The organism is Anseongella ginsenosidimutans, from assembly GCF_008033235.1.
GTDB classification, from domain to species: domain Bacteria; phylum Bacteroidota; class Bacteroidia; order Sphingobacteriales; family Sphingobacteriaceae; genus Anseongella; species Anseongella ginsenosidimutans.
The window spans coordinates 3,584,262-3,599,793 of the sequence record NZ_CP042432.1; the positions used below are offsets into that span (position 1 = coordinate 3,584,262).

General features: G+C 48.2%; 15 protein-coding genes and 1 tRNA gene. 7 read left to right on the top strand and 9 right to left on the bottom strand.

Annotation, left to right across the window (positions count from 1 at the left end):
• Window positions 1–63: 63 nt before the first annotated feature.
• Window positions 64–1,059: a D-alanine--D-alanine ligase gene (locus FRZ59_RS14970; protein ID WP_132128613.1), complete on the bottom strand. Its 996-nt coding sequence runs from the start codon at window positions 1,057–1,059 to the stop codon at window positions 64–66.
• Between the two features lie 123 nt (window positions 1,060–1,182).
• Here FRZ59_RS14970 and FRZ59_RS14975 point away from each other — a divergent pair, with 123 nt between their 5' ends.
• The 4 genes from FRZ59_RS14975 (at window position 1,183) to FRZ59_RS14990 (ending at window position 4,487) form a co-directional block, all read left to right on the top strand.
• On the top strand, window positions 1,183–1,935 hold the full coding sequence (locus FRZ59_RS14975) for a PASTA domain-containing protein (protein ID WP_132128614.1): 753 nt from the start codon (window positions 1,183–1,185) through the stop codon (window positions 1,933–1,935).
• 105 nt (window positions 1,936–2,040) lie between these two features.
• Window positions 2,041–3,078 (top strand): endolytic transglycosylase MltG, encoded by a 1,038-nt coding sequence (gene mltG, locus FRZ59_RS14980; RefSeq protein ID WP_132128615.1) that lies wholly within the window; start codon window positions 2,041–2,043, stop codon window positions 3,076–3,078.
• On the top strand, window positions 3,079–3,489 hold the full coding sequence (locus FRZ59_RS14985) for an acyl-CoA thioesterase (protein ID WP_132128616.1): 411 nt from the start codon (window positions 3,079–3,081) through the stop codon (window positions 3,487–3,489). It begins immediately after the preceding gene.
• 23 nt (window positions 3,490–3,512) lie between these two features.
• Window positions 3,513–4,487 (top strand): YihY/virulence factor BrkB family protein, encoded by a 975-nt coding sequence (locus FRZ59_RS14990; RefSeq protein WP_132128617.1) that lies wholly within the window; start codon window positions 3,513–3,515, stop codon window positions 4,485–4,487.
• A 10-nt stretch (window positions 4,488–4,497) separates the two neighbouring features.
• Here FRZ59_RS14990 and FRZ59_RS14995 read toward each other — a convergent pair whose 3' ends face one another.
• The 3 genes from FRZ59_RS14995 to lodA are packed head-to-tail and all read right to left on the bottom strand — an operon-like array spanning window position 4,498 to window position 7,832.
• Window positions 4,498–4,689: a hypothetical protein gene (locus FRZ59_RS14995; RefSeq protein ID WP_132128618.1), complete on the bottom strand. Its 192-nt coding sequence runs from the start codon at window positions 4,687–4,689 to the stop codon at window positions 4,498–4,500.
• A complete protein-coding gene (lodB, locus tag FRZ59_RS15000) occupies window positions 4,671–5,777 on the bottom strand; it encodes a lysine-epsilon-oxidase maturase LodB (RefSeq protein ID WP_132128619.1) in 1,107 nt (368 codons plus the stop codon). Before lodB ends, FRZ59_RS14995 begins: the two co-directional genes overlap by 19 nt.
• 9 nt (window positions 5,778–5,786) lie before the next feature.
• Window positions 5,787–7,832 (bottom strand): CTQ-dependent lysine 6-oxidase LodA, encoded by a 2,046-nt coding sequence (gene lodA / locus FRZ59_RS15005; protein WP_132128620.1) that lies wholly within the window; start codon window positions 7,830–7,832, stop codon window positions 5,787–5,789.
• Window positions 7,833–8,262: 430 nt separating this feature from the next.
• Here lodA and FRZ59_RS15010 point away from each other — a divergent pair.
• A tRNA-Ser gene (locus tag FRZ59_RS15010) sits at window positions 8,263–8,350 on the top strand.
• A gap of 425 nt (window positions 8,351–8,775) precedes the next feature.
• On the opposite strand, the gene FRZ59_RS15015 is transcribed toward FRZ59_RS15010, so the two are convergent.
• Entirely contained in the window at window positions 8,776–10,953 is a 2,178-nt protein-coding gene (locus FRZ59_RS15015; RefSeq protein WP_132128621.1) for an alpha-galactosidase, read from the bottom strand.
• A gap of 52 nt (window positions 10,954–11,005) precedes the next feature.
• On the bottom strand, window positions 11,006–11,875 hold the full coding sequence (locus FRZ59_RS15020; protein ID WP_132128622.1) for a pirin family protein: 870 nt from the start codon (window positions 11,873–11,875) through the stop codon (window positions 11,006–11,008).
• A gap of 254 nt (window positions 11,876–12,129) precedes the next feature.
• On the opposite strand from FRZ59_RS15020, the gene FRZ59_RS15025 reads away from it, so the two are divergent.
• Together FRZ59_RS15025 and FRZ59_RS15030 are read left to right on the top strand one after the other, a co-directional pair.
• Window positions 12,130–13,548, top strand: coding sequence for a DUF1593 domain-containing protein (locus FRZ59_RS15025; protein WP_132128623.1), 1,419 nt, complete (start codon window positions 12,130–12,132; stop codon window positions 13,546–13,548).
• Between the two features lie 14 nt (window positions 13,549–13,562).
• Window positions 13,563–13,748, top strand: coding sequence for a hypothetical protein (locus FRZ59_RS15030; protein WP_147698360.1), 186 nt, complete (start codon window positions 13,563–13,565; stop codon window positions 13,746–13,748).
• A 112-nt stretch (window positions 13,749–13,860) separates the two neighbouring features.
• Here the strand turns inward: FRZ59_RS15030 and FRZ59_RS15035 are convergent, their stop codons facing one another.
• From FRZ59_RS15035 to FRZ59_RS15045, 3 genes are all read right to left on the bottom strand, one after another.
• Window positions 13,861–14,325: an SRPBCC family protein gene (locus FRZ59_RS15035; RefSeq protein ID WP_132128624.1), complete on the bottom strand. Its 465-nt coding sequence runs from the start codon at window positions 14,323–14,325 to the stop codon at window positions 13,861–13,863.
• Window positions 14,322–14,642, bottom strand: coding sequence for an ArsR/SmtB family transcription factor (locus FRZ59_RS15040; protein ID WP_132128625.1), 321 nt, complete (start codon window positions 14,640–14,642; stop codon window positions 14,322–14,324). The genes FRZ59_RS15035 and FRZ59_RS15040 overlap by 4 nt, the downstream gene beginning before the upstream one ends.
• 358 nt (window positions 14,643–15,000) lie before the next feature.
• Window positions 15,001–15,474 carry a hypothetical protein gene (locus tag FRZ59_RS15045; RefSeq protein ID WP_132128626.1) on the bottom strand — a complete coding sequence of 158 codons (474 nt, stop codon included), beginning with the start codon at window positions 15,472–15,474 and terminating at the stop codon, window positions 15,001–15,003.
• Window positions 15,475–15,532 lie beyond the last annotated feature (58 nt).

Consider the following 15,532-nt stretch of genomic DNA (forward strand, 5'->3'; position numbering starts at 1 on the left):
AAATTTTGAAATTATCTCAATATTTCTAATAAAATTTTAAAAACTAGACAATACTAAGGAAATTCAATCGTTCCGGCGCGAGGCCTCTTCTATCAGGAGGGAATAAAATTCACCCATGCTCCTTCCGCTGGCTCTGATCTGACGCGGAAGAATGCTGTTTTCTGACTGGCCGGGTACCGTATTGACCTCTATAAAATACCAATGCCCTGTTTCTTCCTCTTGTATAAAATCCATTCGCACCGCCCCACGGCAATTCAGCCGTTGGTATACCTCTTTTACCAGTTGTTCCAGCGTCAGCCTGGCATTCTCCGGCAAACGACCTGGAGTGATCTCTTCGGAGGCACCGGGGCTGTACTTGGCTTCAAAATCAAAAAAGTCCCTCCCGGGAATGATCTCGGTGGAAGGCAGTACTTCCAGTTCCCCTCCTACCCGGAAGGCTCCTACGCTGTACTCCCGCCCCTTTATATATTCCTCCACCAAAACCTGGCCGTCCTCGCGGAATGCCCTTTCCAGCGCTGGCTCCAGCTCCTCCCAGCTGCCGACCTTCGACATACCTATGCTGGACCCTCCGTTATTCGGCTTTACAAACAAAGGAAGCTGAAGGTGCCGGCAGCTTTCCAGCATGCCGGCGGCCCATTCACGGAAAAGCTGTACGGAACCGGCAAGATGCAGTCCTTCGGTTCCCGCCAATATGTTCTTCGTATAGCTTTTATTCATGGTAATAGCAGAAGTAGTCACATCGCAGGTGGTGTAGGGTATGTCAAGTAACTCCAGGTACCCCTGCAGCCGGCCGTCCTCACCGGGGCTGCCATGTATGGCGATCAGCGCGACATCGAAAACCACCTTGCTCGTTTCTAACCGGATGGAAAAATCGTTTTTATCAACCGGCCAGCGCGTTCCCGCGCCGTCTTCATGAAACCAGCCCTCCCGGCTGATGACCACTTTATACACTTCATATTTTTCTCTGTCTATATTCGCCGCAATCGTATCGGCTGTTTGCAGGGAAATCACATATTCGCCTGTGAATCCCCCGGCCAGAAGTGCTATCTTTTTTTTCATTTCGCATACTAAAAACGTGAAAATATTTGTTAGTACCAAACGCGCAATAGCGTTGCGCCGGCACCTTATTAACCATCAAAATTTATTTTTTTGCTATGTTTGGGCCAAAATCATAAACAACGTATGCAGAGACTGATATTGTTTTTGAAAACCCCTGAATTCCGAAAAAACCTGGTGTACGCATTGTTGTTCTTCCTGGGTTTATTTCTCCTGATCATCTTCGGCCTCAGGATCTATACAAGACAGGACACCTTCCTGAGCGTACCGGATTTCAGAGGGCTTACCGAAGAACAGGCACAAAAGGCAGCGGGAAGTGATTTTAAACTGGATATCGGCTATACCTATGTAAATGATAAACCCCGCGGCGTTGTGCTGGATCAGTTCCCCCACCCCCAGGATAAAGTAAAACCCGGCCGTTCAATTTACCTGAATGTTGTTTCCACGGAAGAACCGGTAGTAAAGCTGCCCAACCTGCTTCAGGTTTCCAAGCGCGAAGCGGAAGCGGTATTACAGAGCTACGGCATCAAAATAAACGAACTTATCTATAAACGGGATGAAGCGCGCGATATGGTGCTGGAAGTAGAATACCAGGGCAAAAAGATAGAACCAGGCACGGAATTACCGAAAGGCGCCGAAGTAGTCCTTTACCTGGGCGACGGGTTTGGCAGTGAAATTGTAGTTGTTCCCGACTGTACCGGCCTCGAACTGGCGGAAGCGGAAATGCTCATCAAGGCGTTTACCCTTCTGGTTGGAAACGTGCATTATGATGACGACGTGAGAAATAAGGATAGGGCGGTAGTTTACCGTTTGGAACCGGCTGCCGGCGATTCGGTCGAATTCGGAACCCGGATAGACATATTTATGCAGCGGGATTAATCCTCCTGAGCCGCGAACCTGTTTGCCGCAAGCAGACCGCAAACAGGCCTTGTAGCAGGAACCCGAAGGCAGCAAGCCGGTGAGAGCCCATGAAATGCGATTTAAATGAAAAAGAAAACGATTCTTTTGATCTTCCTGCTGCTACTGGTCCTTTGCCTGGGAGCGGCAGCCTGGTTTTACCTGCGTATATACGGCCCTAACGTACAGCTGAAAAACGGCAAAGAAGCACATTATCTTTATATTCCTACCGGCGCTACGTTTGAAAACGTGGAAGACAGCCTGACCGGCAACAACTTCATTAAGAATATAAATAGTTTCCGGTGGGTAGCCGAACTTATGGAATACCCTTCCTATGTCAAGGCAGGCCGGTACAAGATCAGCAAAGGGATGAGTAACCGCGCCCTCATCAGCAAGCTCAGGGCCGGGGAACAGGAAGCCGTGTCGCTTACCTTTAATAATATTCGCACAAAGGAAAATTTCGCAGCCTTTATAGGAAGGGAACTGGAGCCGGATTCACTGGACTTCCTTCAGATGCTGAATGATACCGCTTTTGCGGAAAAGCTCGGATTCAGTACGGAAACCATCTATACGATGTTCATCCCCAATACCTACAAGGTATTCTGGAATACCCGGCCTGAAGACTTTTTAAATCGCATGCACCAGGAATACGAACGTTTCTGGAACAGCGGCCGGCGTGCTAAGGCCGAATCCATCGGGCTCAGCCCCCAGGAAGTAAGCATCCTCGCCTCCATCGTTGACCAGGAAACGAATAAAAAAGATGAAATGCCTACGGTGGCCGGGGTCTATATGAACCGGCTGAATGCCGGACGCCGCCTCGAAGCCGATCCGACCGTTATTTTCGCGCTGGGAGACTTCACGATTCGCCGGGTGCTTAACAGGCACCTGCGCTACCCTTCACCCTATAACACCTATGTACACCCGGGATTGCCGCCCGGCCCGATCACCATGCCCGCAGTAGCCGCGATCAATGCAGTTCTTGACTACGAAAAACATAACTACTTTTATTTCTGCGCGAAAGCGGATTTTTCAGGATACCATGCTTTTGCTGAAACACACAGCCAGCACCTGCAAAATGCCAGAGCCTTTCAGAAAGCGCTGAACGAGCGCAATATTTTAAGATAAATGTATATCCACGAATCACATATCCGTATCAGGTACAGCGAAACCGACCAGATGGGCTACACCTATTACGGAAACTACGCTGCTTTTTACGAAGTAGGGCGCGTGGAAATGCTCCGGAGCCTGGGCCTGACATACCGCAGCTTCGAAGAAAACGGCATTATGATGCCTGTGCTGGAATTACATTGCAAATTCATAAAGCCGGCCAGGTATGATGACAAGATCACCGTTCGCACCATATTAAAGGAGGCTCCTGCTGCGCGCATACATTTCGATTATGAACTTTACAACGAGGCGGGCGTACTGATCAATACCGGGCATACCAAGCTGGTATTTATCGATATGCAAACAAACCGGCCCCGTAAGCCGCCCGCGGACTTTATGGAATTGCTGCAACCTTATTTTGAACAGTAGTACGGATACCTGAAAGGTCAGTCATGGATTGGATCTTTAAATTTCTGGAGCGCTATCGATTTTACCATTCTTTCCTGGAATGGACATCCCGGGTTATTCTCCCCGGCTTTAACGGGCTTCCCCTGTATACCGTATCCGTTTTCTTTTACAACGAACTCCGGAAAGAAGCTCTTTTTACCAAAGCATCCTCCCTTGCCTTTCACTTTTTACTGGCCATTTTCCCCTTCATCATCTTTTTATTTACACTTATTCCCCACGTACCCATCCCTGACTTTCAAACCAAGCTCTTCCTCCTGCTGCAGGAAGTGCTGCCCACGCACGCATTCCTGGCGGCGGAAAGCACCATCGGGGACATCATGAACAACCGTAAGTTTGACCTGCTGTCCATCGGTTTCCTTTCCTCCATGTACTTCTCCACAAACGGCATCGGCACGCTCATGAAAGCCTTCAACAAATCCTCTCTTTCTCCCGAAACCCGGCCTTTCCTGAAACAACAATGGACCGCGATATGGCTGACCTTTACGATGGTGCTGCTTCTGGTTGTAAGCGTGACCAGCATCATCGCCAGTGAACTGCTGATCAGCTGGCTGCGGCGCGAACATATTTTCGTGGGAGGCCTGGTAAGCTTCAGCCTGCAATCCGCCCGCTGGCTCATTATTGCCGGACTTTACCTGCTGGCCGTGTCCCTGCTTTATTACTATGGACCCTCCCGGCACCGCGAACTGAAATTCTTCACTCCCGGCGCCATCTTCGCTACCATACTAGCCATTATTGCCTCTATCCTCTTTACCTTTTTCATTAGTAATTTCGGCACCTATAATAAGATCTACGGATCCATCGGCGCCTTGATCATCATTATGCTTTGGCTTTATTTCAATTCGATCATCCTCCTGCTTGGTTTCGAACTAAACGCCAGCATAGAACTATCCAAACGAAGCATCAAGGTAGAGCCCCTGAAAAACACCTACCGGGGAACGGGAACCCAGGCCCAGGCCTGAAGCCGACATTCTATGCCTGCAGGCTGACAGCCGGGAAAAACCCTGCAGCCGGAAGCCCCGCAGCCGGAAGCCCCGCAGCCGGAAGCCCCGCAGCAGGAAGCCCCGCAGCCGGAAGCCCCGCAGCAGGAAGCTTTACGGCCGAGAAAGCCGCCGCCGGAACAATCACTTCACGCAGCAAGTGCGCTAATTCCTGCGCATCCAAAAATCAGACGAAGCCCAGCGTTTTTCCTGCTGGTAGAACAAGCGTCGCAGCCCCAGGTAATGTTCGAAGTTTCGCGAAATGTCCTGCTGGTAAGTAAGCAATTCCTGCCGGCCTTCACCGGATAACCCTGCCTGTATAACTCCAGCCGCCCGGCAGGCAGAAGAAATGGCAAATCCAAGCCCCATGGAAGAAACAGGATCGAAGGAAGAAGCCGCGTCGCCGATCGCGATAAAGTTTTCCCGCTGCGAAAAATCGGACAATTGTGTAAATGCGCTGCGAACCCAGGGGTGGCCATCGCTGCAGGTAGTGCCCGCAGTCCGGCGTTTGATTTGTTTCGTTTGGCTCAAGAACGAGTTCCATCCACTGCTTTTGTTCAATTTATACCGCGAAATAATATCTGCGTCGGAAAAGAAAACAACGGCAAGAACGTTCCCGGGCAGAATATTACTATACCACCAGCCATGCGGCGCCGACTCCAGGACCAGACCCGGGCCGGCAACTTCCGGATCGGCAACCGTTAAAAATGCACCGGCGCCCATCAGGGAGTCCATTTTCTTACAGGGAACAGCGGTTTGCCGGCATACGTTCGCCTGGCGGCCGGTAGCGTCTACCAGAAACCGTGCATTAACGGTAAACTTGCCCTTCTCCACATGTTCCAGTTCAATTTCCCAATGCTCACCGGCAGTCTGATGGTATCGAAGGCATTTGGTCCGGGGAAAAACCCGGCCACCTCTTTCAGCGACCTTTTTTACCAGCAGCAGATCAAACTTTTCCCGATCCAGCTGGTAACTAGCTTGTTCGGTTGTAAAAATGGCATCGCGGTTCACCGGCAAGTCGCTTCCCCAATAAGAAACACTTCCGTAAGTCGGAAAGAAACTGCCGGGCTCAAACTCATCCCGGTCAATTTTCAGATACCGGGCAAGGTCAAAAATACTGGCGGAAACGTGTTCACCCGGACGCAGCCTGTCCAGCGAAGATTGTTCCACCAGCGTCACCTGCACATCTGAATAAGTTAAAAGGCTTAAAGCGGCGGAGGCGCCTGCCGGCCCTCCGCCAACAATAAGCACATCTGTTTCCATCTTCCTCATCCCTGCGCGCTATCGCCTGGCCCTGGTCCCGGAACGCGGCAGTCCCAGTCCTTCCGGCGCCACTTTGATCTCATTAAAGGAACGGCTCTCAAGGAATTTCACAAGCTTCACTGCACGTTCACCTCTTTCCTTGACCTTTCGCCAGTTATCTTCGATATAAAACACCGGGATAGTCGTTTCATTATCTTCACTGTTCCCGCTGACAAACCCTACCGGCACCTCTTTATAAGAAAATAACTCATTGGTACGCTCGGTTTCGGTAAAGAACGGAAATCCTTTATCCGACGCATTGTTATCGCGGATAAAAGCCAAAGCGGACCAATGCTCCACCATCTGCACAAAGCTGTTGATCCCCCTCGCATAGTTCATCTGCTGTCCTGCAGGCAAATGTGACATTATCTGCGCTCCCAGCGTAAAATCTCCCGTCAGCACATCCCACGGACTTTGAGGCGGCCACCAGTAAGCGTAGTAAGTTGGAGGCAGGGGAATAGGATTCGCACTATTTGTTTTATTTTGAGAGGGATTCGTAAAATTAACATACTGAATCGTACACTGGAAGAAATCAGCCTGCCAGGGACAAGCCATCCGCTTCGTAAGGTCCCCCGGTTCACATCCCCCGCCTTCGCTTTCATCACGTGAAGGTGTAAGCCCTGTATGCTGATAACCTCCCGGCCCTCTTTCGTCCAGTATCCTGAAAGGCCCTGCATAAATCTCCTTATTCTGCAAGCTCCAGGTCACTTCAATGCCCGGGCACATGGGCAAGCCCACGCAATTCCCTACGCTGGCCATATCTTCCGGACTCACAGGATAAGGCTGAAAATCCGGGTCGCTGACAAAAATCCCTTTCGCCCACTGCCCCAGCAGGAAATACTGCGTATCGTTCAGCGCAAGAAACTTCACGATATTCATATTGCTCACGGAGTTACTTCCCGAATTCAGGGGCAGCATAGGAAAGATATCCGGACCATTTTCCCTGAACAACTGTTCCTGCGGCTGGTCAGGCGACGGATTTGATTTATCATTAGGCTGCCGGAAATAAGAAAAATAATTCTCCCGGTTATTCCTGTTAGCCTCGCTATTATCCGAAAAGTCGAAAATATTGGAGGTAAAAGCCAGCATCGGCTGGATATTCGCCACCCACTGATAACGTCCCAGCCGCGTAATAATGGGCAAAATGTCCCGCTGGTAATTCGCGGTATACGACTCATTGAAACTCCCGTTCGAAAACATCTCCGGCACAAGATTAAAATACCGTATACCCACATCAAGCATGGTATCGCTCAAAGCAGAAATATTCACAATTTCCGGCGCATAATCCGGAGACCCAACGATCACCCAGGCCTGCATGGATACCGAAGGAGAACCATCATTGAAAGTAACCGTACAGTAAACCGGGCCATCGGATATATCATCATGCCAGGTATCCGATCCGCCATAGCTGGTCAGCGGCTTGTTACCGCCTGCATGTCCGTAGCCGCCCAACACAATCAGCCGACCCTGGTCATCCGTCAAAAGATCACCCAAGGTTTTAACAGGAGACCCATGGTCAACCTTTTCAGGAGGAAACTGAGCCGGATAACCCGACGGCACATTATGCGCATCAAAGGGAACCGATTGCCGGGGCCCCGTAACCGATCTGGGCCCCGGATCAACGATCAGCGTTTGCCGGTCATCACCCGCAACATTCGGATTCCGCAAAGCGACGTTCCTGTTAGTATAACTATTTTGAGAACCATACAGTAAGTTCCCTTCCAGCTCACTATATTGATACCAGGCCGCTTTTTTATTGGCCAGATGCACCGTCCACTGAATAGAAGCCACATTAGGCGAATCCAAAGTAAGCTCCGTACCGTCTTCGTGAAAAATCTTAAAAGGCTGCCCCTGCCGCCGCACCTGCCCCGCCTCATCTTTAAACTTCCTGACCGGCCCCTGCTGGTTCCCATACTGGTCGGCTTCATAAGGCAAGCCGCCAATCGAGTCAGGAGAAAGACAAAACTGCCCACGACTGTTCCCCAGCCGGGCAACCCCAATTGAGGGCTTAATAGTTAAATTCATAGTATTAAATATTAAAGGTTTACATTTTGACAGATGAACATTCGTAAGCAAGACGTTGCAGAGAAATCATAGGAATAAATTCAAGGTTAAGCGTTTATTAAGTATCAAGGTAGCAATATAAGTTATTCTTTATTTATAACAAAATTTTAGGCAATAAATTTGCGTTTTATGGATTTCCTTATACTTAGTAAACTTGCATTTACTGCCTGGTTCACAAACAAGTAGCGCCGCCTTAGGATAAGCGGTTGCCGCCCAGATATTCGTCCTTCGAAAATCTCCATTTTGGGTCAGTTGAATTCCCGCTAAGCCCCTCCTCTTCCAGCCCGCTTAACCCCTCACAGCAAGTCCGGAAAAATTTGCATTTAACAATTGGGGATAACACTCAGGTTTTGTACTTTTGCGCCTGCCCGCAGAAAAGCAGACCCAAACCGGAGAGGTGGCAGAGTGGTCGAATGCGGCGGTCTTGAAAACCGTTGAGGGTAACACCTCCGGGGGTTCGAATCCCTCCCTCTCCGCCAAGCATCAATTTTTCCCCGCCACCGGCGGGGTTTTTTATTTTTGGAGCGTTGGCGAAGCGTGCTTCGACAAAAGCGGAAAAAATAAAAAAGAAGAGAGCGGCAGCGAACGAAAAATTGATTGCTTGAACCGCCTCCCCACTTAGGGATCAATGAAGGCGAGCGAAGCGATGCCGGAATTAATCCCGCCCACCCAAAGCCGGTTTTTGCCGGAGAACCCCTGGATTAATGCCGGCGTGGATGGCGATACTAGGAATCTTAAGAAACTCGAAGTCGTTAATAAGGCGTACAGGTCGTATCGGTGAACGAATTCCAGAATTTCCGAATGTACGGTGCCCCTCCCCCTTCTTCGCCCGGAACCTGCTTGGCACCTGATGCGCTCATTGCACTTGGTACTCCAATGCATACAGATAATGTTCTTAGAACACCTACTCAACCGTCAGCCAGGTGTATCCTTTACCGGGAATAGTCACCTGGATACCCACCGTGTAATTTCTGTCCAGGGAATAAACCCGGGAAGGGCCTTCCTCCACGCGGACGGCGGCCGTTTTCGTTAAGCCGGTGTAATACAAGGGAAGGTGGATTGTCTGGCTTATTTCGGTGTCCAGCGGATTGTACAGCATGACAAGGCCTTTCGTTGCCAGGTTCGGATCAACATGCATGATGCCGTCCCAGTCGCGTCCGTCGGGCCGGCGCAGATGGATAATGTCGGCGTTGAGGATATCCCGGTATTTCTTGTACCAGCTGACCACTTCTTTCACCAGCTGTTTGGTTTCTTCGGAATCATAAAGACGGGGACCGCGATAGCAGGCCTGTACGCCGGCACCGTAGTATTGCATCATCAGTTGCTCGTAGGCGTCCAGGTGTTCTTTGAGGGGTTCCAGCGTAGCCGCGGCGCCTCCACCGTGGTATTGAGTGAGCGGTACAAACCCCCAGCCCATCGAGGGGGTCTTTTCCCAGGTGCCGTCGTAAATGTTCTGGCGGTTGAGGATGATCTGCTGGGCGCGCGGCAGCGAGAAGTTTACTTCACGGTAACCGAGTGCAATTTTATGTGTCCCATCCAGAAAATACCAGTCTGGCGCGTTGATGTAAACACCTCGTTCATTCAACCAGTGGTACAGCCCTTTTTGCAATTCCATCTGCTTCCACTGAGAGTCTTGCAGACCCTGGTGGCCCGGATGGGAGGCAGAAGCGCAGACGTCACCCGGATAGGGGCCGTCATTTTCGAAAATATCAAAGCCGGTTTCCTCGAAAAAGTATTTAAGCTTTTCAAGGTAATCCAATCCCCACTGACTCCCCAGGCACGGCGCATTGCCAAAAAAGGCGCCGCCTGGTTTACCGGTTTTTGGATCGATCACGTCAGTCTCGGGGCCGATGCTACGGCTGGAGAACAGGGAATACCCACCCAGCAAAACACCCCTTTCATGTGCATATTCGGCCAGATCCCGGTATTTTTGGATGTTAGCGGCAGATGTATCTTCCATATTCAGCCCGCTGCCAAAACTTAAAATAATTCCTTCATAACCGGTTTCGGCACACTGATCAACGGCAGCCCGCACCTGGGCGGGCTCGGTGCTGACCAAATGCATGAAAATGGGATTTTGTGTGATCCAGGGAGCAATCGTGCGATACATCTTACGACGTGCCAGCCCGTTGCGCTCGCGATCGTAACTGTCAAGCAACAGTTCATAGGTACGGATGGAATGAAAGACTTCGCCAGGATCAAGTGTAATACCGATGCCTCTGCCGGGATAAACTTCCAGCAGACAAGGCGTTTCGTAATTATAATTTACCTGCGAGGTATAGGTGCTGTCCGTTTTCCAGTGGGTGGTTTGGTCGCTCAGGTCGGCGCGCATGGCATTGTTGAATGCAAAATTGCTTTCTATATAAATGCCGTGCGGCTTTGCCATTTCCTCAGGGCTTCCAACAACGGCCGACTCTTCTTCAGGAGTAGCCAGTATTTCATTTACCACCTGGTCGATCTTTAAATGCGTTGAACCGCCGTTTTCAATACTCAGCCGCTTGGCGATCAGCGGCAGGCCGTCGTATATCGCATAATAAACCTTTACAATGATATCCTTTAATTCCGGCAGCCCTGAACGATAGCTAAAGATCAGTACTTTTCCACTACGCTGATCTTTATTGCCTGTCCACGTCCCGGGCTTCCATTCGATATTGGGTTGTATATCCTTTAGCTCGTGGGAGACATACTGGAAATCTGCTTCGCGGCCTTTGAGTTCATCCAGCCATTCGGGCAAGAAATAAGCATTTTCCTTTTGCCCGTACAAGCCGCCAACATTATAGGTTTTCCCGTTCAGGACCAGCCTGGCCTCGGCTTTAACGGCACGAAGCAGTTGCTCGCCTGAAGTCAGGTTTTTATAATCGAAACATACCAGGTTTGGCCCGCGGTAGAAACTGCGGCTTAGCAAACCGTTGGTAAGCGTCAACGTCTTTCCATTTTCTTCCAGCCGGGCAGCGGCAGGTGATTTCCCAAGCAGCCAATCGCTTTTTGTAATGGCAGGCACCATGTATTGGGCAACTGCCGGAAAACACTGGCTAAGGCCAGTAAGAAGTACAAAAACGAAAAATATATCAATTCTTTTCATGTTTAAGCCCTTAGCAGCGAACAGGAAATCAGGTAAGCTCGTCAAAGCAAGTTTAGTCTAAATGCCCGAATTTTCCTAGATTATAATCCAGGATCGCTTGCTTGATCTCTTCTTCCGTGTTCATTACAAAAGGCCCGTAACTAACTACCGGCTCGTTAATCGGCTCGCCGCTTAGCAACAAGACGACGCTTTCATTCCCTGCCTTGATGGCAATCTCCTCGCCTTCGTTCTTAAATAATACGAAACTATGTTCGGCAACCTTCGTATCGTTCACCAGAACGTCCCCGTTAATAACCAACAGCGCGGTATTGTGGTCCGGGCTGATCCGGGCAGTAAATTCACCGCCGGCGGCCAGCCGGATGTCAAACAGATTGACCGGCGTATAGGTGTCGGCCGGGCCTTTTACGCCTTCTGCTTCACCGGCGATCACGTTCACTACTCCGCCGTCTTCGCTCAGGACCAGCTTTCCCATCCGATCAGCGGTCAAAGTTTGATAATGAGGAGGAACGGATTTATCGATCTTGGGAAGATTAACCCACAGCTGCACCATTTCAAACGCCCCCCCTGTCCTGGAAAACGTTTCCTCATGGTATTCCTTATGAAGGATCCCGCTCCCTGCCGTCATCCATTGTACGTCTCCCGGGCGAATTATCCCGGTGTTTCCGGCACTATCATGATGGGCTACACTACCCTTATAGGCGATGGTAACGGTTTCAAACCCCTTGTGAGGATGAGCATCAACTCCACGAACATGTTCAGAAGGACCGAAATCATGTTCCGCGTTAAAGTCAAGCAACAGAAAAGGGCTGATTCTCCGCTGGCTGATGCCTCCGCGTGGAATGTAATTGAATACCCGGAATCCGTTGCCGACCATACCCGGGTTGGCCGGCTTGCTCAAAATATTTTCAATTGCCTTTTTCATAATTTACCTTTCTTTTCACAAATGTATAGATAAGGATAAGCCACCCGGTTAACCTAAGTTAAGAAAAGTGATCATGATATTCAGCGATCCTCGTGAACAGATTAAGAAAGGTGCTTGATGATCTGCCCGACAGCTAGTAGTTATTTGAAATTTCATTAATATTGGTAAATATTGAAATCACTAGGCTCTTTTATGGGTTGTTTATCGTCATCTGATGTAAATTAACTAATTTAACCTTTAAAGTTATAGCTTCAATGAAGTACTTTCGGAATGCTAACGCTATTAAAAATCTTTTTTTACTAGCCTTACTCGTACCGGCAGCTGGTACAGCGTCTTATGCCCAGAAACGCCAGCTCAAGCCGCGGATCGTTGTACTCACCGATATCGCTCCTAATGACCATGAGCCCGACGATATGGAGTCGATGGTGCGGTTGCTTGTCCATGCCGATCAGTTTGAGATTGAAGCGCTCATTGCCACCACGGGCTGGAACAATACCGGAGGAAGTGAACGTATTGACTTCATCCATGATGCGTTAAATGCATATGAAAAAGATCTGCCAAATCTAAAAAAACGGTCTGATCAGGAACGATTTACGGGCGATGAATCCAGGCAGCAAATTGGTTACTGGCCTGCTGCCGATTATTTGCGTTCGCGAACCGTGATGGGAAGCACAAAAATGGGGATGAAATTCATTGGGGAAGGCAACGATTCAAAGGGCAGTAACCTGATCATTGAGATGGCCGACGAAAATGACGACCGCCCGATTTGGGTTTCTGTATGGGGCGGCGCCAACACCTTTGCTCAGGCCATCTGGCGCGTGCAACAGGAACGGACACCAGAAGAGCTAAAGGCTTTTTTGAATAAATTCCGTGTTTACACAATCACGGACCAGGACAGACCATGGTCCGAAGGCGATACGGTTTCTTATGCAATAAGCGCTCATCAGTGGATACGGAAGTTCGAAGAAGACCTTTTGTTTCTTTGGTGCGAATCCGCCTGGAAACATCAAAACGGTATAGGCAGGAGTAATTGGGATGACTACGCCCTTCACATCCAAAAACATGGCAACCTTGGCGCGATATATCCAAAATATAAATGGGGTGTTGAAGGCGACACACCGGCTTTTATGCACGTCATGCCAAATGGTTTGTCCGATCCGGATATCCCAACGCAGGTTAGTTGGAGTGGCTATTTTGAATTTGGCTTAAGCCCCGACAACCTGACCCATTGTTACACCAATTATACCGGAGAACCTTACAACATTGCCACGGCATATTTTAAATATTTCTATCCGGCTATTTTCAACAATTTTGCCGCACGTATGGATTGGGCCAAAGAAGGAAAGGGTAACCGCAACCCGGTTATTATCATTAACAGGGATAAAGGCATCAGTCCCATTGAGATTGCATGCAAAACAGGAAAAAAGATAAAGCTTGATGCCTCAAAAACATTCGATCCGGATGGCGATCGATTGCGTTATAAATGGTGGGTAGTACCTGAAGCTGGTACATACTCAGAAAAGATTGAAATTTCAAATAGCGAATCAAAAATTGCTACCATTCATATACCCTCTGACTCAGATGGAAAAAAATTTCATGTAATTTGTGAAGTGATCGATGATGGAACCCATAACCTAACCAGCTACCGCCGGATCATCTTTGAACCAAAATAAAGCAAAAACAATGAATGATTACCGGATCTTTTGAACCGGTTAAGCATTTCTTCCGCATTGCCTGTTCCATATCCGGGAATCTGCATTCCGCAGGCCTGCATGCGGGCTTCATTTGCCTCCTAAGCGGTGATATGGTAGATGTATTGCTTTATTACGAAACAGTAAGCCTTACCCAAAAAAAAGATGCAGGAACTGTTTGAAAAAAGCAAATTCCACCATATCCAAGCATATCAAAAATTTATTTGAAGCAGGTGATTTGGACACCGAAATGGTTGTTCGGGATTTCCGAACAACCGCTATACCCAATCCTGGCTACTTTTTCTCCCAACGCTTTGTTGTCGATTCAAGTGGCTTCCCTGTTTCTAATAAGGATTTCAAGCTGGAGAGAACACCTGCCCACCCTAAAGCTATGCCTTGATAAACTTCTTCAGGCAAGTATCTATGCGTGACTGTAAGCTGAACACTATCGAAGAATGGAGTTAATTCGAAAGTCACTTGTGATTGGTTTTTGTTCGCTTTTTCATCATCTGGCGTCGCCCAGGTTAGTACAAGTTTCTTGTTTGGCTCATTTTCAATTACTTCACCTACAATGTCAATAGTTGAACTATTGTCGTAGTCTTGATGTTCCCAGGAAGACCCGACTTTCCAATCTGATACATTTCGATGCCTTCCCCAAAATTGCTTGGTCATTTCAGGATCCAATAAAGCATTCCAAAGTTGTTCTGTCGTTGTCTTAATAAACAGAACATAAACAAAATCTGGTTTTGTAGCTGTCATAACTTATTGTTTTTTGATTCTAAATTTTCCTTGAGTTGTAGCAACGTCTCCAAATGCTTGCTGTCAAAGTTCTTTAGCCATCGGTCATAAACCTGCTGTATAGGGATTGGATTGATATAATGGAATTTTTCTCTTCCCACCCAAACGGTTACGACTAAGTTTGCTCTCTCTAAAACTGAAAGGTGCCTGGTTATTGCTTGCCTGCTCATTGTCGCATTTTCACAAAGTGCGGATAATGTTTGCCCATTATTTGCATTCAGGCTATCTAATAATTGTATCCGTTGTTTATCTGCCAGCGCTTTGAAAACCTCTTCCATAACACAAAGGTAACATTTAAATTTCAATATGCAACACAAATGTTGCATATTTTTTAACAAGATATCGATTGCCCCTTATAGTGGTTATAAGATGCATCAAATGTGCCGCGGATCGTCGTACTCACGGATATCGCTCCTAATGACACGTATGGCTAGGACAAAGAAGGAAAGGGTAACCGCAACCCGGTTGTTATCATTAACAGGGATAAAGGGATCAGTCCCATAGAGATTGCATGATCGAAGGTTTCCGAATATTATCAACTCGTTGGAAGAAATACCAATACCCGCGTCCATGCGGTCCCTGAAGTCTTCATAATGTCGTATTCAACCACCCTTCTTACACACAATAACAACTATTTTAATTGCAGTAGGTATTCATATACTCCTTAATTCTATAATAGTACATTTCTACACGCCTGGAAAGACGGCAAAAACGATCCGGATCCTGTTTGATCATTTTATCAAATCGCTCCCTGAAAAGCTCAGCATAGTCGCCGTCAGTATAGTTTGAAAGTTTTATTAGTGCGGTGTAGAATTTGTCGTCTGAACCTGCCTTTTCAAAGAATAATTCCTGCAATTTTCCCCAGGCCGCTAAATCGTATGTTTTCCTGTCGGCATCGCTGAACGAATAAAAGATGACGTATTGGTCCTCATTCGCTGGTATGCATTTTAGAAGCCTGTCTGAATTTACCTCTTTATTTTGCGTTAAATCATCCAATGCTATTAAAATATTTGCTGAATACGATATGGTGTGATAGTTGATCTGGGCAGTAGCATGTTGGGTTAAACAAAGCACAAGAAGTACTCCACCTAAAATTTTTACACGTTTCATTTTATTGGTTTGAGTTTCGGAGAAAGTCTGAGGATCAATCTTGAACCCGTAATGTGCG